The following is an 18,450-nucleotide window of genomic DNA, read 5'->3' on the forward strand; positions in this document are numbered from 1 at the left end:
TGATGTCATCGCCGGTGATCCTGTTGCTGTCCGGGAGTCTGCGGAAGGGCTCCACCAGTGAGGCCGTGCTGCGTACCGCACAGACCGTGGCGCCGTCCGTGGGCGTCGACACGGTCAGCTACGAGGACCTGGCCCGGCTTCCGCATTTCAACCCCGACGACGACACCGACCCGTTGCCGGCTCCGGTCGCCGCGCTGCGTGCGGCGCTCGACCGTGCGGACGGAGTCCTGATCTGCACCCCCGAGTACGCGGGCACTCTGCCGGGGTCGTTCAAGAATCTGCTCGACTGGACCGTGGGCGGCACGGAGATCTGCGACAAGCCGGCGGCATGGATCAACGCGGCCGCCCCGGGCCGTGGCCAGGGCGCGGAGGCCACGCTGCGAAGGGTGCTGGGCTACACGGGCGCGAAGGTGGTGGAGCCGGCCTGTGTGCGGATTCCGGTCGGCCGGGACGCGCTCGACGAGGACGGACTCATCGCCGATCCGGCGGTACGCCGCCAACTCGGCGAGGTGATCCGCCTGTTGGCGAAGGGCTGACCGTCGGTACCGCCGCGCCGAGCGCGAGCGCCGGGCGGGTGGGGCTGCGCGCCCCGGGCCGGTGCCGCCACCTCGGCCGCGGTCAGCGTCCTGCCGCAGACCCGGAAGTCGTCGACCGATGCCTTCGGGTACGGGTCCCGGTAGCCAGACGGCGCCAATGCCACGCGGGAGGCGGGAGCGCCGGGGAAACCGACTCACGGCGACGGACCGCCGAGCACCGCAGCCGACTGTTCAGGAAGGCAGCAGCCGCAGGGCGTACAGCGCGGCACCCAGGTCGGCGAGGGCGATCGGGTCGGACAGCGAGCGACCGGTCAACTCCTCGATGCGCCGCAGCCGGTAGCGCACGGTGTTCGGGTGGACGAAGAGCCGCTCGGCGGCCTCGGCGGCCACCCCTCCCGCACCGAACCAGTGCCCCAGCGTCCGCAGCAGCCGTGTCCGCTCCGCCTCCGGCAGGTCGAGGAGCGGACCCAGGGCGACCTCCGTCAGCCGGCTGGCCTCAGCGGGCGCCGCGGCCATCAGCATCGCCAGCGGGCTGTCGTCGAACCGGGCGACCCCCGGCCCGTCGGCGGGCAGTCCGGCCAGTGCCAGCCGGGCGAAACGCAATGCCTGCGGAGTGTCCCGCAACGAGTCGAACCGGGGACTGACGCCGACCCGCGCCCGCCGTCGCCGCAGCGCCCGCAGGCTCACCTTCTCCGCGTCCCGGTGCGCGAGCGAGACCAGCCCGATCTGCTGGTCCGGCAGCAGCCGCCACACTGACGGCACCCCGGAGCGGCGCAGCGCCGCCTCGATGCCGGGCAGCGGCTCCTGGCCGGGATCCGGCACCGCCGCGGCCACGACCGTGTACGGGCCGCGCTCCGGCAGACCGAGCTGCCGGGCCGCCTCCCACGGCGTCGTACGATCCGCGAGGGCGCCCGTGAACAGCGCCTCGGCCAAAGCCGAGCGGCGCGCCTCGCGCTGCAGCGCCAGCTCCGCACTGGCCTCACGGTAGGCGGCCGCCACGGCCTCCGCGTACCGGCCGAACAGGGCCCAGATCTCCGAGGAACCGGCCACCAGTTCGGCGTCCGTCACCTCCGGGTGCCGCCGCGCCTCGTCGACCATCTCCGACCAGAGCAGCTCGAATCCGACCCGGTAGGCGTGCAGCGTGTCCGCGAGCGGCACACCCTGTTCGGCACGCAGCCGGCCGGTCTGCTGCGCGGCCCCCACGTCGGGTTCGGCGCCGTGGGCGAAACGGCCGAGGAGCAGATCGGCGTTGCCCGCGCAGGACTCCCTGAGCGACGCGAAGGGGATGAGCGAGTCGTCGGCGTACGACTCGACCTCCGCACGGATGCGCTCGGTCATCAGCTCGCCCAGCTCCGGAAGGCGCACGCGCAACGCGGCGACCACATTCTGCAGACCCATGTCCGCAGCGTACGGGGGTCGGTTTGTTCCCAGGAACAACTCGGCCAGGAGGGAACTGTGGGCGTCGCCATGGACCCCCGCGACCGTGCGGGCGACCATGCCGTGAGCGTTGGGGCGGGACCCCGCGTCGGGGGCGGGACCCCGACGAGCGCGGTGAGCGCATGTGTGCGAGGAGGCATCATGGCCAATCTGGCGGAATTCCTGGTGGAGACGGCGCGGCGGCTGCCCGGAAGCCCGGCGCTGCGGCTCGGGACGGCGACCACCACCTACGCCGATCTTGACCGGCTGAGCGCCCAGGCCGCCGCGCTGCTGCGCACGGAGGGCCTGCGCACCGGCGACCGGGTCGCGCTGATGCTTCCGAACGTGCCCGAGTTCGTCGTCCTGTACTACGCGGTCCTGCGCGCCGGCGGCATCGTGGTGCCGCTGAACCCGCTGCTGAAGGAGCGCGAGACCGAGTACCACCTGCGGGACTCCGGCGCCGTCCTGCTCTTCGAGTGGCACCTCGCGCCCGGTGAGGGGGCAGCCGGGGCGGACGCCGCCGGTGTACGGCGCCTGGTGGTCGAACCGGGCGCGTTCGCCACCGAACTGGCACGGCTGGAACCGCGGTACGAGGTGACCGCCGCCGCCGGCGACGACATCGCGGTACTGCTGTACACCTCGGGCACCACCGGCCGGCCCAAGGGCGCCGCGCTCACCCACGCCGGACTCCGCCACAACACCGAGGTCAATGTCGCCGAGGTCCAGCGGCTGACCTCCGACGACGTGATCGTCGGCTGCCTGCCGCTGTTCCACATCTTCGGGCAGACCTGCACCATGAACGTCGCCGTCCGCAGCGGCGCGTCCCTCACGCTCGTCCCGCGCTTCGAGCCGCAGACGGTGCTCGATGCCATCGCCCGTGACCGGGCGACCGTGTTCGAGGGCGTCCCCACCATGTACGCGGCGCTGCTCCAGCACCCGGGCGCCGCCGCGGCGGACGTGTCCAGTCTGCGCATGTGCATTTCGGGCGGCGCGTCCCTGCCGGTGGAGATCCTGCACGGGTTCGAGGGGCGCTTCGGCTGCATGGTGCTGGAAGGCTTCGGCATGTCCGAGACCAGCCCGGTCGTCTCCTTCAACCACCCCGACCGCCCGCGCAAGCCCGGCTCCATCGGCACACCCATCCGCGACGTCGAGGTCCGGCTGCTCGACGACGCCGGCCGGGACGTCGTACCGGGAGAGGTCGGTGAACTGGTCGTGCGCGGGCCCAACCTGATGAAGGAGTACTGGCACCGCCCCGAGGAGACGGTCGCTGCCATCCCCGACGGCTGGCTGCGCACCGGGGACCTGGCCCGCCAGGACGAGGACGGCTACCTGTTCATCGTCGACCGGAAGAAGGACATGATCATCCGCGGTGGCTACAACGTCTACCCGCGCGAGATCGAGGAGGTGCTGCACGAGCATCCCGCCGTCGCCCTCGCCGCGGTCCTCGGGGTGCCCGACGAGCGGCTCGGCGAGGAGGTGGCCGCCGCGGTCGTGCTGCGGCCCGGAGCCCAGGCCGGCACCGAGGAACTGCAGCGCTTCGTCCGGGACCGGGTCGCGGCCTACAAGTACCCGCGCCGGCTGTGGCTGACGGACGCCCTGCCGCTGGGCCCGAGCGGCAAGATCCTCAAGCGGGAGATCACCGCGCCGCTCTCCGCCCAAGAGGGGTGAACAACTCGTTCACAATATTCCGTTGACGTCATGTCGTGTGTGGTCGGATCCTGATGGCATGTCATCGACCAGCGACCACACCGATCCCTTCACGCCTCCGCAGCCGGAGCAGGCCCGTGCCCAACGGGTGTACGCCTCGCTGTTCCGCATCGCCGAGCGGCATGCGGCCACGGAGGAGCAACGGCGGCGGCAGACGAACCCGTCGCTCCTCGCGCCGCACGAAGCCGTCAGGCTCGTCACCTTCCTGCTCAGCGGGGCCGCGCTGCGCGAGGACGGCGAGCCGGAGGTGGACCACGCCGACATCACGGCCGCGCTCACCCTCGTCCCGCTGGTGCGCGCGGAACTGGACGAACTGGAGGCGGGACTCCTCCAGATGGCGCGGGGCCGGGGCATGACCTGGCCCGAGATCGCCTTCGGCCTCGGACTCGGCACTCCGCAGGCCGCCCGGCAGCGCTACGAACGACTGGCCGGCCGCATCGCCACCGAGGAGGAATCCGCCTGAGCGCCGTCCGTGCCGGGATGGCAGCACGAGCCCCGCCGGAAGTGACCGGCCACCTCGAGCCACGTCATGCCGCGGGGAGGCTCCTGACCTGCCGCCCCGTCCTGCGGGTGCGCGGACGTCAGGTCGCCCTGCGTGTGGGGAACCCCCTCACGTACCACGACCGGGATGTCGACCAGGGTGCCGAAGTCGGAGAAGGGGTCGCCGTCGACGACCGTCAAATCGGCGATCCTGCCCTCCTGCACGGTGCCGAGGTCGGCGTCGAGGCCGAAGAGACGGGCCGGCACGGTGGTCGCGCTGTGCAGGACCTCGGCCGGCGTGAAGCCGTGGGCGTGCAGGGCGCGCAGCGCAAGGTGCAGGGAGAGACCGACCGGGACCAGGGGAGCATCGGTACCCAGGGCGATGCGGGCGCCGTGCGTCGCCAGCTGCCGGTAGCCGGCCATCTCGGTGGTGAGGGCGCGCCGTTGCGCGTCGGTGGGCGCGGTCCGGGCGTGCCGGCGGACGACGGCGACGTCCCAGGGCGGCATGAGACGCGTCACGCGTGGATCCTCGGCCAGCCAGGGGTCGGCGGCGAGCAGGATCTGCGCGCTGAACGGCGTGATGATCAGGGCGAAGGAGCCGTCGGCGTACTGCTGCACCAGATCCTGGCCCACCCGGCCGAGCGGGGTGACGGCATGCCCGTACTCCAGGCGCTGGGTGGCCTGCAGATGGGTCGTCAGGTCCTGGCCCGCCGCCCGGCCCGGTGCGCACAGATGGCTGCCGCTGGGCACCCCCAGCGCGTGGGCGGCCTCTGCCGCCTCGGCCATGACCCCGCCCGGGGCGCGCACATACGTCTTGACGAAGTCGACGTCCAGAGCGGTGGCACGCCGGAGCGTGCGCCGGACCCCCTCCCCGGTGCGGTGGGCGCGCCCCATGCTGTACGCGGTGCGCGCGCCGTCGATGAGTTCCGCGCAGGCGAGCTGCCGCGGCCCGAGCAGTTCCCCCGCCCCGGCCGCCTCGCGCAGCCGTACCGCGTCATAGAGCGGAGCGCCGAGACAGGCCGTGGTCGTGATGCCGTACGCGAGCGCGGTGAGGCTCTGACGGGCGCCGTAGGTCGCGGAATAGGGGTGGGTGTGGCTGTCGAACAGGCCGGGCAGGACGGTCCGGTCCGAGGCGTCCAGGGTGCGGTGTCCGGGGCGGCGGGCCCGGTGCGGCTCGACGGCGGTGATCCGCTTGCCGGTGACGAGGATGTCGACGTCGTGCCGCGGCGGCGCGCCGGTGGCGTCCCACAGCTGACCGGCGTGGATCCGCAGCGGCCCGGCCCCGTCGCTCGCGGCGCGCCCGGTGGTGAGGCGGAGCGGGAGGGTGCGCGCCCGGGCGGTGGGCAGGGAGAGGCGGCGCAGCCGGCCGTCGGAGAGGTAGAGGAGCGTGCCGGAGTCCGCGGACCAGCTGGGGTGGTCGGCCGGCTCGTCGGTGAGCCGGCGTGCAGGACCGGCCGGTGTGCCGTCGGCCGTCACGGGCAGCAGCCACAGCGCCGACTCGGCCACCAGCGCCATCCAGCGGCCGTCGGGGGACCACACCGGCCCACAGGCCACCCGGTCGGACAGCGACTGGTGCTCGGCGGGCAGGTACCGGCGTTCGCCGCCGGTGCGGGTGTCGATGACGCGGATGAGGTTGTATCCCTCGCGGAACCGCTGGTTGAGCCGGTTGCGGTCGCAGAAGGCCATGTACCGGCCGTCGGGCGACCAGGTGGGGGCGCCGGGCGGCCCGTCGGTGGCCAGCGGCTTGGCCAGCTGCTGCTCACTGCCGGTGGCCAGGGTGCGCAGCAGCAGGTTCCCGGTCAGGTCCTGGCAGGCCAGGCGGGAGCCGTCCGGGGACAGTGCCGGATACAGCCGGCCGCCCTCGGTCAACGGCTCGTCGGCGCCGCTGTCCAGGTGACGGCGGCGTACGGCCACCAGCCCGTCCTGGTCGGTGCAGTACAGCAGGCTGCGCCCGTCCGGCGCCCACGCCGGCATCTGCACCAGGTGGACGTCGGCCGCCTGGAGCAGCTTGCGCGGAGCGCCGCCGACCGGCATCAGCCACAGGGCGTTCAGCGCGACGAAGGCCACGCTGCGGCCGTCGGGGGACAGGGCCGGCCGGTGCACACCGCGCACCGGGTTCGGCCGCTCCGGTACGAGCGGACGCCGTGGGCGCTTCCGGGACGGACCGGGCACCGGCATGTGGGCGGTGAAGGGCACCTCCCGCACGGAGGAGTCGGCGAGCGAGCGGACACGGATCCGGCCGTCACCGACGTACAGCAGCTCGTCCTCGTTCAGCCAGCACGGCGGAGCGGCCGCCAGGTCCTCGTCCGCCGTGACGACCTCTCCGTCGACCATCAGCAGCGCCGCGTCGGCCGGCAGCCCCGCGGAGGCCGCGCCGGTCAGCTGCACATACGCGATCCGCCCCGAGGGCGACACCGACGGGCACAGCAGCCGGCCCCCGGTCACCGTGCGCAGCACCCGGGCCGGGCCGCCCGCGACCGGTACCCGGACCAGCGACAGACCGCCGTCGTTGCCGCCGCCCGGCGTGTGGGCGGCGCGCACGCACACCAGCGACCGCCCGTCCGCCGACCAGGCCGGATCGAAGTCCTCGTAGGCCCCGCCGGTGAGCCGGCGCGGTCGGCCGTCGGTCACGCCCAGCACGCACAGTCCGTAGGAGGCGCCCGCCGTGGCGTCGCCGCCGCGTTCGGAGGAGAAGGCCAGCCGGGTGCCGTCCGGCGACCAGGCCACACCGCGGTCGTCCCAGGGTCCGTCCGTCACCTGCCGCAGCCCGCCGCCGTCCGGCCGCAGCGTCCACAGATGGAAGCCACCCCCGCGATACCCGCACACGGCCAGGGTCTCCCCGTCGGGGGACAGCGCGGGACGCGTCGCCTCCAGCTCCCAGCCCGTCACCTGTACGGCCGTTCCGCCGTCCCGGGGAATCCGCCACAACACCCCCTGCACCTCGGCGATCAACGCGCCGGCCCGGCCGGAAGTGACCGAACCCCCGGTCATCCGCGTGTAGGTGAGGAGCCGCTCGGCTCGGCCGGCCTGCGCACGGGACGCGTCCGGCACTCCGGGTGCCGCCGTCGGCCGCGAGGAGACGGCGGTGACCAGCCCTGCCGCGGCCGTCCCCAGAAAACTGCGCCGATCGACGCTGCCGAAGTCCATGCCCTGTCCCCTGTTCTTCGTGCCGTTTCGGTTCAGCGAAGCGGCAGCGGTACGCCCGGCACCAGTACGCGATTCCGGCCACAGCGGCCCCTCCCACACCCAGCGCAACGCCCGGACCGTACGGCGGTCACGCCGGGTCACCCGGAGCGGGTGCACGGGGACGGCCGGCGGCGCCCGTCCTCGGTGCGGTGCTCGGCGGATGCCGCGGAACTCATCTGCGCCGAACTGGGACTGACGGACCGTCCGGCGGCGGGCAGGCAGGCGCGCGAGGGTGTTCACCGTGCGGCCGAGGCGGTGGTCGTAGTCCTCGGCGGGTCTGGCAGCCGGCCTGCTCCCGGTGCGCCCTCGTCGCGCCCTCCTGGGATGTCGTCCGGACGGGAATGCTGGCGTACATGGGGGCATACGACGACAGCATCATCCCGTTGGCCGGTCACGACGAGCAGGGGCGGCCGCCCGGCGGCGCGCCACGCTCATGGGAGAACACGGACCGCGCCCAGGCGGCCCTCGACGGAGCCACCGGCCCGGAACCGCCCAGCCCGCCGCACTGCCCGCACTGCGGGCTCGCCGGAGAACGGCGCCCCACCTACACGGGGCAGCACGTACTCCTCGAACCCGGCCTCGTACTGCCCGCGCACCTGGTTCCGGGCGGGCACCGCTGGCACATCGACAGCAACGGAGTCGCCTGGAACGGCGGCTTCGAGGAGCCCCTGACCGGCGCCCGGTGCCGCATCCCGCACCACCTGGCGTGTCCGGGGCTCAGCCTGGACGAGATCCGGCCCTGGCGGTGGCTGACCGCGGTCCGGGCGGAGAACGCCCACCGGGCACGGCGGAGAGCGGACGAGGAGGGCGGTCCGACGGCACTGCCGGATGCCGGCTGAGGCCGACGGCGGGGACGGCGGTGGGGAACGGGCCGGTCATCTGGAGCGTCGGCCTCACCAGCCCGTCACCAGCAGGTGGTTGAGGAGCAGGGCCAGTACGGCCTGGGCGGTGAGCCAGGCTCGGGGGCGGGGGAGGAGCGCACAGGCCGGCAGGAGCCACAGGGCGAAGGGCAGCCAGATGCGTTCCGTCTCCGCCTTGCTCATGCCGGACAGGTCGGCGACCAGCAGGGCGAGCAGCGCGGCGGAGACGAGGAGCGCCAGGCGCGCCTCCGCGGAGAGCCGGCGGCCGGCCGCGGGGAGCTGCGCCGTCGGGGGGCGGCTGCTGATCGTGGGGCGTGGCGCGGGGTGGATGGAGCCGGTACCGGGGAGCGGCGCCGCCGGATGCCGGGAGCCGGTCCTGGCGAGCAGTGTCGCCGGGCGTCGGACGCCGGCCCCGGGCAGCAGTGCCGCCGTCGTCCTGCTCAGGGCCGCCGCCGTGGCCGGGCCGGTGATGAGGGCGGTGCAGGCGAGGTTGGCCCACACCCAGTAGCCGTAGGGGCGGATGCCGCCGACGCCCTGGTAGTAGCGGGTGACGAGAAGGTGGTAGGCAGTCCACCAGTCGAAGCCGGCGAGGGTGAACACCACGGGGCACACGGCCAGTCCGGCGAGCAGGGACAGCAGCAGGGCGGGGCGTGCGCGCAGGCCGGAGCGAGCGAGCGCGAGCACCGCCGCGCCGATCAGCGCGACGAGCGCAAGGCCGTAGGAGAGATAGCAGGTCAGCCCGAACAGAAGGCCCGACGCCGCCGCGCAACCGTGGGACCGCCGCGTCAGTGCCAGGGCGAGCAGTGCCAGGGACCAGGCGGCGACGGCCGCGAAGTAGCCGTCGGCCGACGTGCCCTGCCACACCGCGGCCGGGGCGAGCACCAGGAACGGCGCGGCCCAGCGCGCGAGGGTCTCGCCGGCCAGCGCGCGGAGCGCGATCAGCACGGCCACGCATCCCGTCGCACCGATGGCGATGCACCACATCCCGGCCCAGCCACCGCCCCGCAGCCCGATCCGGTCCAGCAGCACGAAGGTGAGCGTGGCGCCCGGCGGATGGCCGGCGACATGGGCGGGCCAGGGGGCAGGGGAGCCGCTGACGATGTGGTGGGTGAAGTCGCGCAGGGTCGCCGGGATGTCCTGGAAGCGGCCGATGACCCGGAGGTACTCCTCGCGGGTGGTCAGCCGCACCGCGACGCCCTGGTGCCAGCCGTCGACCAGGGCGAGGGCCAGGATCCAGGCCAGGGCGGCCGTCCAGGCCACCGCGAGGAGCGCCCGCCAGGACAGACGGGCCGCGACGCCGGGCCCGTACGCCGCGGTGGCCGCCGCCACCGCCAGGGCCGCCGGGGTTCCGGGGCCGACGTGCGGCTCCCACTCGGCGAACACCGGCGGCCAGTGCACGAACAGTGTGTGGCGGGTGTCCTGGAGGTGCCGGCCGATCAGGACGGCCGCCGTCACGAGCAAGACGGCGGCACCGGCGGCGTACAGGTCACGGCGGAGAGATCGAGTCACACCGGAACGCTAGGCCGGGGCACCGCCGACCGGCCGCCCGCCAGGCAGGACGTCAGCGTTTCGTCACCGGTCGTGGACCCGTTTCCGGGGGTGCCCCGGCCTACGGTCGGGACATGCGCGACCATCCCCGGCTTCCCACTTCCCCCGGCTTCTGGCGCAGCCCGCTGCGCGGCCCCTGGTTCACCTCGGTGCTCGGCCTCGTCCTGCTCATCGGCATCACCGTGCTGTTCGTGACAGGACTGGTGTCGTACGCCGCCTACAACCCGGACCTGTCCCGGGTGAACGACACGACCCCGGACAAGGGCGTCCTGGGCTTCTACCTCTTCGCCTGGCCCACCGACCCGGTGTGGCTGTACCGGCTCACCCAGGGCGTCCATGTGACGCTCGGCATCACCCTCATTCCCGTCCTGCTGGCCAAACTGTGGTCGGTGGTGCCGAGGCTGTTCACGCTGCCTCCGGCCCGCTCCCTCGCGCACGCGCTGGAGCGGATCTCCCTGGTGCTGCTGGTCGGCGGAGGACTGTTCGAGTTCACCACAGGGGTCCTCAACGTCCAGCTGGACTATGTCTTCCCCGGCTCCTTCTACCCGCTGCACTTCTACGGGGCATGGGTGTTCTTCGCCGCGTTCGTGGCCCACGCCGCACTCAAGACACCGGCAGCGGTCCGCACCGTACGCGGGCGCCGGCAGCACGAGCCCAGCGACCTGGTCTCCCCGCGTCCCACGGCGCCCACCGTCTCCCGGCGCGGCGCCCTGTGGCTGGTCGGCGGCGGATCCCTGCTGCTGTTCCTGACCACGGTCGGGCAGAGTCTCGGCGGACCCTTGCGCCGTACGGCCCTGCTCGCTCCGCACGGCACGGCCGATCCCGGCGGCGGCCCGAACGGATTCCAGATCAACAAGACCGCCGCCTACGCCGGCATCACGGCGGCCGACACCCACGAGGATGCCTGGCGGCTCGTCGTCACCGGGCGCACCGGAACCGTCCGGCTCAGCCGTGCCGAGCTGCTCCGACTGCCGCAGCACAGCGCGTCGTTGCCCATCGCCTGCGTGGAGGGCTGGTCGACCGCCGACCAGTGGTGGCGCGGGGTGCGGCTGCGCGACCTCGCGGCGCTCGTCGGGTACGACGGCGACCCGCCGGACGTGCTCGTGGAGTCCCTGCAACGCCACGGGGCCTTCCGCCGCGCCGCCCTGCGCGCCAACCAGGTGGCGGACGGGCGCTCCCTGCTCGCCCTGTACGTCAACGGCGAGGAACTGTCCCCCGACCACGGCCGCCCGGCGCGGATCATCGTCCCCGCGGCACCCGGTGTGCTCAACACCAAGTGGGTGGCCCGGCTGACCTTCGGAGACCTGTGATGCGCCGTCGCGTACGTCTTGGCAGTCCCCTCCAGCTGCTCTTGCTCGCCTGCTCGTTCGCGCTCGCCGCGTACGCCGGGCTCCGGCTGTTCGCCGGTGACTGGTTCGGCGTGGCGCTGTGGATCGTGGGCGCCGCACTGCTGCACGACCTCGTGCTGCTGCCGCTGTACACGGCGGCCGACCGGGCGGCCGTACGCGCTCTCGGAGCGGCCGGACGGCGCGACCGGACGCTGTACGTGCGCGTCCCGGCGATGCTGTCCGGGCTGCTCCTGCTGGTGTGGTTCCCGCTGATCAGCGGCATGGCGCAGCGGCGTTACCGGTCGGCCACCGGCCTGTCCCCGGACGGCTTCCTCACCCGCTGGCTGCTGATCACCGCCGTTCTCTTCGGCGGCTCGGCGCTGGTGTGGGGATGGCGGGTGCGCAGGGCGGCGAAGCAGCGGCCCCCCGCGCCCCACTGAGCGACGGACCGCCAGCCGGCCCTGCGCGCGTAGCGCAGCAGGGCCGGGGTGCCGAGGCGCGCCCACGGAAACGGCGCACCTTGGGGCCGGGCGGCGCCGATGGTGTCGACCACCTGCACCCGGGCGCGTTCGTCGACGTGTCCCGGCACCGTCTCGGCGATCAGCAGACCGCCCGGGCGCAGCAGCGTCGCCACCCGCTCCAGCAGGACCGACGGTTCCCCGCCGATGCCGATGTTGCCGTCCATGAGCAGCACGGTGTCCCAGCGGCCCTCGCCCGGCAGCCCGTCGAACACCGAGCGCCGCAGCGCCTGCCCCCCGAGCCGGACGGTGTGGTCGACTGCGGCCTCGCTGACGTCGATGCCGAGCACGGTACGGCCCCGGGCGGCCAGCTCCGCCACCAGCCGGCCAGGACCGCAGCCGACGTCCAGAACGGCGCCCTCGCAGCGGTCCAGTACCGCCCGGTCCACGGCGTCCGCGCGGGCGCACCAGCGCTCCACCTCCAGTGGCAGCAGCCAGCCGTCGGCGCGGCGCAGGAACAGCGGGCCGCGGCCGGTGCGCAGTGCGGCCGTGTAGGGGTCGGCGGCCGCCCAGGCGACAGAGCCGCCCATCACCGGACGGCCGACGTACAGCGGGCCAGCCGCGCCGCGAACCGGCCGTGCGGGGCCAGCACGGCGACGGCGTGGGCGTCGGCGGCGGTGTCGACGTCCCGCAGCCGCGGCAGCTCGCGCACCCGCAACCCGGCGGCCAGCAGGCGTTGCCGCTGCACGGCCCCGGTCTCGGGTGTCGACATGGGCACGCCCCGCAGCAGCGCCGGAGCCGGCTCGGCCAGGCCGATCGCCCAGAAGCCGCCGTCCTCCGCCGGGCCGAGATACGCGTCGCAGCCCTCGAAGTCCACGGTGAGCAGCTCCGGCGTCACCTGCGGGGTGTCCATGCCGATGAGCAGCGCCGGGCCCGAGCAGTGTGCGAAGGCGTCCGCCAGCCGCTCGTCCAAGCCGCCCGCGCACTGGGGCAGCACCTCGAAGCCGGGCGGCAGCCATGGCCCCGGCGCCCCGTCCAGCACGATGACCCGGCGCGTCGCGGGCGTCGCCGCGACGGCGTGCAGGGTGTCCGCGAGCGCCGCCTCCGCAAGCTGGGCCGCCTGCTGCGGGGTGAACGGCGGGGTGAGCCGGGTCTTGACCCGGCCCGGCAGCGGCTGCTTGGCGATGACGAGAAGCGTGGTCACCGTACGACCCTCCCGTCGGCCGGTGCCTCGGCCAGCACGCGGCTCATGTCCCGCACCGCCTGCCAGGTGCCGCGCCAGGTGCCCGTCACCTTGGAGGCGCCGCTCCGCGGCCGGTAGGGCACGTCGTGCTCGGTGATGCGCCAGCCCGCGTCGGCCGCGCGGACGACCATCTGCAGCGGATAGCCGCTGCGCCGGTCGGTGAGGCCGAGCGCGAGCAGCGGCTCGCGGCGGGCGGCGCGCAACGGGCCCAGGTCGTGCAGGCGCAGCCCGGTGCGGCGGCGCAGCATCCGCGCCAGCGCCAGGTTGCCCGCACGGGCGTGTGCGGGCCAGGCACCCCGGCCCTCCGGCCGCCGCCGGCCGAGCACCAGGTCGGCCGCGCCCTCCCGGATCTCCCGCACGAAGGGCACGAGCAGCGCGGGGTCGAGCGAGGCGTCGCAGTCGCAGAAGCAGACGATGTCGCTCGTGGCCGCGGTCAGGCCGGTATGGCAGGCGGCGCCGAAGCCGCGCCGCGGCTCGTGCACCACCGTCGCGCCGAGCGCGCGGGCGAGGTCGGGTGAGCCGTCGGTGGAACCGTTGTCGACGACGAGGGCGCGCCAGCCGGCCGGGATCCGGCCGAGCACCCAGGGCAGGGCCTCGGCCTCGTCCAGGCAGGGCAGCACCACGTCGACGTCCGTGGAAGTGGTCGTCACGGTTTCACCCTACGAACGCCAATCGGGCATATCGGACTCAAGGTCCTTACGAAACGCGGACGCCCGGCCCGCGGCCCGGCGGCGGGCACCGGGTGGTGCGAGGCTGGAGGCATGCAACCGCCCTACGAGTCCCACGGGACCGAAGCCGCAGGCGAGGCGGCCCGGATCCTGGTCGTGGACGACGATCCGACCGTCGCCGAGGTCGTCACCGGATATCTGCACCGCGCCGGCTACGCGGTCGACCGCGCCGACGACGGCCCGACCGCCCTCACCCGTGCCGCGGCGCACCGGCCCGACCTGGTGGTGCTCGACCTGATGCTGCCCGGCATGGACGGCCTGGAGGTGTGCCGGCGGATGCGGGACCGGGGTCCCGTCCCGGTCATCATGCTCACCGCCCGCGGTGACGAGGACGACCGCATCCTGGGCCTGGAGGTCGGCGCCGACGACTACGTCACCAAGCCCTTCAGCCCCCGCGAACTGGTCCTGCGCGTGGAGTCCGTGCTGCGCCGCAGCCGCCCCGTCACCACCGGGCGCCGGCTGGCCGCGGCCGGACTCTCCGTCGACCCCGACGCCCGCAGGGCCACCAAGAACGGCACCGAACTCGCCCTCACACTCCGGGAGTTCGACCTGCTCGCGTTCTTCCTGCGGCACCCCGGCCGGGTCTACAGCCGCGAGGACCTGATGCGCGAGGTCTGGGGCTGGGACTTCGGCGACCTGTCGACCGTCACCGTCCACGTCCGCCGACTGCGCGGCAAGGTCGAGGACGACCCGGCCCGGCCCCGCCTGATCCAGACCGTGTGGGGCGTGGGCTATCGCTTCGAGCCCGGCCTCGACACCGGCGAGGCGGTGCACTGACCATGCGCGACACCCTCCTCATCGCCCTCTACGCCTTCGCCGGCGCCGCGGCCGCGGGAGCCGCGGGAGCCGGTGCGCTGCGCCTGCTCCGGCGCCGCTCGCTGACCGCCTCCCTCGCCGTGGTCGCGGCGGTCGGCGTCGTCGCGATGCTCGCCGGCACGCTCGCCGTCGCCTGGGCGATGTTCCTCTCCTCGCACGACCTGACCGTGGTCACCACCGTTGTCGCGATGGCGGCCGTGGTGTCCCTGGCCACCGCACTGCTGCTGGGCCGCTGGGTCGTCGCCCGCAGCCGCGAACTCGCCGACGCCGCCCGCTCCTTCGGTGACGCCGGTGCCTTCGCCGCCCCGCACGGCCCGGCCACCGCCGAACTGGACGCCCTCAGCCGTGAGTTGGCCGCCACCAGTGCCCGGCTCGCCGAATCCCGCGAACGGGAGCGGGCGTTGGAGAAGTCCCGGCGCGAGCTGGTCGCCTGGATCTCGCACGACCTGCGCACCCCGCTGGCCGGACTGCGCGCGATGGCGGAGGCGCTGGAGGACGGCGTGGCCGCCGACCCCGGCCGCTACCTCAAGCAGATCCGCACCGAGGTCGAACGGCTCAACGACATGGTCGGCGACCTCTTCGAACTCTCCCGCATCCACGCGGGCACCCTCCCGCTGAGCCCCTCCCGGATATCCCTGTACGACCTGGTCGGCGACGCGATGGCGGGAGCCGACCCGCTCGCCCGGGAACACGGGGTGCGGCTGGTGGGCGACCGCGTCGAACCCGTGCCGGTGGAGGTGGACGGCAAGGAGATGAGCCGCGTGCTGGGGAACCTGCTGGTGAACGCCATCCGCCGTACCCCGGCCGACGGCACGGTCGCGATCGCCGCCGAACGGGCGCCGGACGGTGTGGTGCTGTCGGTGACGGACGGCTGCGGCGGCATCCCGGAGGAGGACCTGCCCCGCGTCTTCGACACCGGCTGGCGCGGCACCGACGCCCGGACCCCGCCTGCCGGGGCGGGGTTGGGGCTCGCGATCGTACGGGGCATCGTCGAGGCCCATCAGGGCCGGGCGACCGTCCGCAACATCCCGGGCGGCTGCCGCTTCGAGGTGACCCTGCCGACGGCGGAGGCGTGAACGGTCACTTGTCCGGGCGGCAGACGATGTCGGTCGCGGACTCGTTCCGGCAGGTGATCCCGCTCCCAGGGCCGATCATGCGGGAGAGCAGGGGTGCGATGTCCTTCTCGCAGGACAGGCCGGAGCCCTCCCCGTCGTCGTCCGCGCCCGCGTGCCGGCAGACCCTGCCGATGACGTCACTGCTGCTGAGCTTCTGGCCGGGCGGCGGGGTGTCTGCGGAGGCCGACGGGGCGAGGAGGCCCAGGCCGAGCACCGGTGCGGTGAGCAGCGCCGCGACCTGCGCGCGGGTTGGTCTCAGAGTCCGTCGCAACATGGCTGTCCTTTCGACTGGTTCATGTGGATTTCCCCGAAGTAACGCCATGATCGACGGCGACGCCGTCCTGTGGGGGCGGACACGCTCAGTGCGTTCGCGTGAACTCCCGCATTCCCTCCGCGAAGCCCACCTCCGGCTTCCAGCCGAGTTCCGCGCGCAGCCGGGAGGAGTCCGCCGTGATGTGGCGGACGTCGCCCAGGCGGTACTCGCCGGTGACGACCGGCTCCGGGCCGCCGTGAGCGGCTGACAGGGCGCGGGCCAGGTCGCCGACCGTGTGCGGCTCGCCGCTGCCGGTGTTGTACGCCGTGAGCGTTCCGGGGCGCGGCGCGGCCTCCAGCGCGATGACGTTGGCCGCGGCCACGTCCCGTACGTGGACGAAGTCCCTCCGTTGCCGGCCGTCCTCGAACACCCGCGGAGCAGCGCCGCGTTCGAGCGCCGAGCGGAAGAAGGAGGCGACGCCGGCGTACGGGGTGTCGCGGGGCATCCGGGGGCCGTACACGTTGTGGTAGCGCAACGAGATCGCCGTACCGCCCGTGGCGCGGGCCCAGGCGGCCGACAGGTGCTCCTGGGCGAGCTTGGTCGCGGCGTAGACGTTGCGCGGGTCGGGCGGGGCGTCCTCGGTGACCAGGCCGGGGCTGAGCGGTGCGCCGCACCGGGGGCAGCGCGGTTCGAAGCGGCCCGCCTCCAGGTCGGCCGCGGCCCGCGGCCCGGGGCGTACGACGCCGTGCGCGGGACAGTCGTAGCGTCCCTCTCCGTACACCACCATCGACCCGGCCAGCACCAGCCGCCCCACGCCCGCCTCGGCCATCGCGGCGAGCAGGACGGCGGTGCCCAGGTCGTTGCGGGAGACGTACTCGGCCGCGTCCGTGACGCCGTTGCCGAGGCCCACCATGGCCGCCTGGTGGCAGACCGCGTCCACGCCGGACAGGGCGCGGGCGACCGCCGCGCGATCGCGCACGTCGGCGTCCGGATCGGCCCGGACGTCGTACACGAGCGGCTCGTGCCCGTTCGCCCGCAGCGCCTCGACGACATGTGACCCGATGAACCCGGCACCGCCGGTGACCAGTACACGCATACGGCCACGCTAGACGCGCACGCCACCACGACCGCGGGACACGGCCGCCGCGTCACGACTCCGTAAGGTTTCAAGAATTCCTGTCAACAACGTTGACTCGGTGCTGCCGCAGCCGCACATTACCTATCGGTAGCACCCAGCGGTAATCCCGCGAACCCCCACTTCGCGGCCCTCGCCGTGCGTGCGCACACGCGCCCACGTCCCGACGGCCGGTACGCCCACCTTTTCTGAGCCGCCGCATTCTCGCGCATCAGCACACGCCCGGGCACCCCCATGCCCGCCTGCTGTGCTCCGAGTCCCCACCCCCGAGAAGAGGGAGCCATGCCCCTGCCTGCCCTGCGCCGTGCCATCGCCGTGACCTCCGCACTCGCCGGTGCCCTGGCCCTCGGCGTCACCGCCGTCCCCGCGCACGCCACGACCACCCTGAACTACGCCGCCCTCGGCGACAGTTACAGCGCCGCCTCGGGGGTCCTGCCCGTCGACGCCGGCAACCTCATCTGCCTGCGCTCCACGGCCAACTACCCCCACGTCATCGCCGCCCGCACGGGCGCCCGGCTCACGGACGTCACCTGTGGCGCCGCCCAGACCAAGGACTTCACCCGGTCCCAGTACCCCGGTGTCGCCCCGCAGGCGGACGCGGTCACCGCGGACACCGACCTGGTGACGCTGACGATCGGCGGCAACGACAACAACACCTTCGTCGGCGCCATGCTCGCCTGCGGCGCCGCGGGGATCCTCAGCGGGGGCCAGGGCAGCCCCTGCAAGGACACCTACGGCAGCTCGTTCGACGACGCCATCGACGCGAACACCTACCCCGCGCTGAAGAGCGCGCTGCGCAGCGTCCGGGCCAAGGCGCCGGACGCGCGGGTCGCGGTGCTCGGCTACCCGTGGATCACCCCGGCCAAGGCCGACCCGTCCTGCTTCGCCCAACTGCCGGTCGCCTCCGGCGACGTGCCGTACCTGCACGCCCTGCAGGCCCATCTCAACAACGTCGTACAGCGCGCGGCCGCGGAGACCGGGGCCACGTACGTCGACTTCGCGCAGGTCTCCGAGGGCCACGACGCGTGTCAGGCCGTCGAAACCCGGTGGATCGAGCCGCTCCTGTTCGGGCAGAACATCGTCCCGGTGCATCCCAACGCGCTGGGCGAACAGCGCATGGCCGAGCGCACGATGAGCGTGCTCGGCCTCGGCTGACCGGAGCCGGGGGAGGGGTGCGGTGAAAGGCCCCTGGCGGCATGAGGGAAAATAGTTGCCTAGTGAAACTACGGGCACCGGGGAAAGGTCCTTCATGCCGCACCTCACCATCGACTACTCCTCCCACCTGGCCGAAACCTTCGACGCCGGCGCCCTGGTGAAGGAGCTGCATCCGCTCGTGGCCGAGGAATCCGGCACGTCCGGCGTCTGCAAGACGCTGGTCCGTCCGGTGGCGACGTACGTCGGGAACAGAGCGAGCGCACAGACCGCCTTCGTACACGTGGAGATCGGCCTCATGCCCGGCCGTCCCGAGGCGCAGAAGGCCCATCTGTCCGAGAGCGTACTCGCGCTGCTCGCCAAGCATCTGCCGGCGGCCGACGGCCTGGAGGAGCAGGCGGTCGTCTCGGTGGAGGTGCGGGACCTCGCCGGCTCCTACCGGCTGTCGCCCTCCGTGCGGTGAGCGTCCGAATTCGTTTGTCCGCCCCT

17 protein-coding genes are annotated in these 18,450 nt (G+C 73.8%); 9 read left to right on the forward strand and 8 right to left on the reverse strand.

The window, feature by feature from the left end; all coding sequences use genetic code 11:
- Positions 1–2 precede the first annotated feature (2 nt).
- A complete protein-coding gene (locus ACIGXP_RS13290) occupies positions 3–536 on the forward strand; it encodes an NADPH-dependent FMN reductase (protein ID WP_399768408.1) in 534 nt (177 codons plus the stop codon).
- Positions 537–767: 231 nt separating this feature from the next.
- On the opposite strand, the gene ACIGXP_RS13295 is transcribed toward ACIGXP_RS13290, so the two are convergent.
- Complete coding sequence (locus ACIGXP_RS13295; RefSeq protein WP_399767586.1) at positions 768–1,934, reverse strand: PucR family transcriptional regulator; 1,167 nt, start codon at positions 1,932–1,934, stop codon at positions 768–770.
- Between the two features lie 180 nt (positions 1,935–2,114).
- Between ACIGXP_RS13295 and ACIGXP_RS13300 the strand changes: the two genes are divergently transcribed.
- Positions 2,115–3,620 carry a long-chain fatty acid--CoA ligase gene (locus ACIGXP_RS13300; RefSeq protein WP_399767589.1) on the forward strand — a complete coding sequence of 502 codons (1,506 nt, stop codon included), beginning with the start codon at positions 2,115–2,117 and terminating at the stop codon, positions 3,618–3,620.
- Positions 3,621–3,678: 58 nt separating this feature from the next.
- Positions 3,679–4,122, forward strand: coding sequence for a DNA-binding protein (locus ACIGXP_RS13305; protein ID WP_363218980.1), 444 nt, complete (start codon positions 3,679–3,681; stop codon positions 4,120–4,122).
- Here ACIGXP_RS13305 and ACIGXP_RS13310 read toward each other — a convergent pair.
- Complete coding sequence (locus ACIGXP_RS13310) at positions 4,074–7,286, reverse strand: amidohydrolase family protein (RefSeq protein WP_399767592.1); 3,213 nt, start codon at positions 7,284–7,286, stop codon at positions 4,074–4,076. The genes ACIGXP_RS13305 and ACIGXP_RS13310 overlap by 49 nt on opposite strands.
- Positions 7,287–7,678: 392 nt before the next feature.
- Between ACIGXP_RS13310 and ACIGXP_RS13315 the strand changes: the two genes are divergently transcribed.
- Entirely contained in the window at positions 7,679–8,164 is a 486-nt protein-coding gene (locus tag ACIGXP_RS13315) for a DUF6083 domain-containing protein (RefSeq protein ID WP_399767595.1), read from the forward strand.
- A gap of 54 nt (positions 8,165–8,218) precedes the next feature.
- Here ACIGXP_RS13315 and ACIGXP_RS13320 read toward each other — a convergent pair whose 3' ends face one another.
- Positions 8,219–9,694, reverse strand: a complete 1,476-nt coding sequence (locus ACIGXP_RS13320; protein WP_399767598.1) for a hypothetical protein — start codon at positions 9,692–9,694, stop codon at positions 8,219–8,221.
- 113 nt (positions 9,695–9,807) lie between these two features.
- Between ACIGXP_RS13320 and ACIGXP_RS13325 the strand changes: the two genes are divergently transcribed.
- Entirely contained in the window at positions 9,808–11,043 is a 1,236-nt protein-coding gene (locus tag ACIGXP_RS13325) for a molybdopterin-dependent oxidoreductase (RefSeq protein WP_399767601.1), read from the forward strand.
- A gap of 313 nt (positions 11,044–11,356) precedes the next feature.
- Here the strand turns inward: ACIGXP_RS13325 and ACIGXP_RS13330 are convergent, their stop codons facing one another.
- From ACIGXP_RS13330 to ACIGXP_RS13340, 3 genes are read right to left on the reverse strand one after another with little or no spacing between them, the layout of a single operon-like run.
- On the reverse strand, positions 11,357–12,109 hold the full coding sequence (locus ACIGXP_RS13330) for a class I SAM-dependent methyltransferase (protein ID WP_399767604.1): 753 nt from the start codon (positions 12,107–12,109) through the stop codon (positions 11,357–11,359).
- Positions 12,109–12,723: a DUF2064 domain-containing protein gene (locus ACIGXP_RS13335; protein WP_399767607.1), complete on the reverse strand. Its 615-nt coding sequence runs from the start codon at positions 12,721–12,723 to the stop codon at positions 12,109–12,111. The genes ACIGXP_RS13330 and ACIGXP_RS13335 overlap by 1 nt, the downstream gene beginning before the upstream one ends.
- Positions 12,720–13,412 carry a glycosyltransferase family 2 protein gene (locus ACIGXP_RS13340; RefSeq protein WP_399767610.1) on the reverse strand — a complete coding sequence of 231 codons (693 nt, stop codon included), beginning with the start codon at positions 13,410–13,412 and terminating at the stop codon, positions 12,720–12,722. Before ACIGXP_RS13340 ends, ACIGXP_RS13335 begins: the two co-directional genes overlap by 4 nt.
- A 111-nt stretch (positions 13,413–13,523) precedes the next feature.
- On the opposite strand from ACIGXP_RS13340, the gene ACIGXP_RS13345 reads away from it, so the two are divergent.
- On the forward strand, positions 13,524–14,267 hold the full coding sequence (locus ACIGXP_RS13345; RefSeq protein ID WP_399767613.1) for a response regulator transcription factor: 744 nt from the start codon (positions 13,524–13,526) through the stop codon (positions 14,265–14,267).
- A 2-nt stretch (positions 14,268–14,269) separates the two neighbouring features.
- Positions 14,270–15,382 carry a sensor histidine kinase gene (locus tag ACIGXP_RS13350; RefSeq protein ID WP_399767616.1) on the forward strand — a complete coding sequence of 371 codons (1,113 nt, stop codon included), beginning with the start codon at positions 14,270–14,272 and terminating at the stop codon, positions 15,380–15,382.
- A gap of 4 nt (positions 15,383–15,386) precedes the next feature.
- On the opposite strand, the gene ACIGXP_RS13355 is transcribed toward ACIGXP_RS13350, so the two are convergent.
- Together ACIGXP_RS13355 and ACIGXP_RS13360 are read right to left on the reverse strand one after the other, a co-directional pair.
- Positions 15,387–15,695, reverse strand: coding sequence for a hypothetical protein (locus ACIGXP_RS13355; protein ID WP_363217827.1), 309 nt, complete (start codon positions 15,693–15,695; stop codon positions 15,387–15,389).
- 85 nt (positions 15,696–15,780) lie between these two features.
- Positions 15,781–16,770 (reverse strand): NAD-dependent epimerase/dehydratase family protein, encoded by a 990-nt coding sequence (locus tag ACIGXP_RS13360; protein ID WP_399767619.1) that lies wholly within the window; start codon positions 16,768–16,770, stop codon positions 15,781–15,783.
- Positions 16,771–17,091: 321 nt separating this feature from the next.
- On the opposite strand from ACIGXP_RS13360, the gene ACIGXP_RS13365 reads away from it, so the two are divergent.
- Together ACIGXP_RS13365 and ACIGXP_RS13370 are read left to right on the forward strand one after the other, a co-directional pair.
- Complete coding sequence (locus tag ACIGXP_RS13365) at positions 17,092–17,964, forward strand: SGNH/GDSL hydrolase family protein (protein WP_399767622.1); 873 nt, start codon at positions 17,092–17,094, stop codon at positions 17,962–17,964.
- A 94-nt stretch (positions 17,965–18,058) separates the two neighbouring features.
- On the forward strand, positions 18,059–18,424 hold the full coding sequence (locus ACIGXP_RS13370) for a 5-carboxymethyl-2-hydroxymuconate Delta-isomerase (RefSeq protein ID WP_399767625.1): 366 nt from the start codon (positions 18,059–18,061) through the stop codon (positions 18,422–18,424).
- Positions 18,425–18,450 lie beyond the last annotated feature (26 nt).

Origin of the sequence: Streptomyces sp. NPDC053069, from assembly GCF_044546895.1 — a bacterium.
GTDB lineage: Bacteria > Actinomycetota > Actinomycetes > Streptomycetales > Streptomycetaceae > Streptomyces.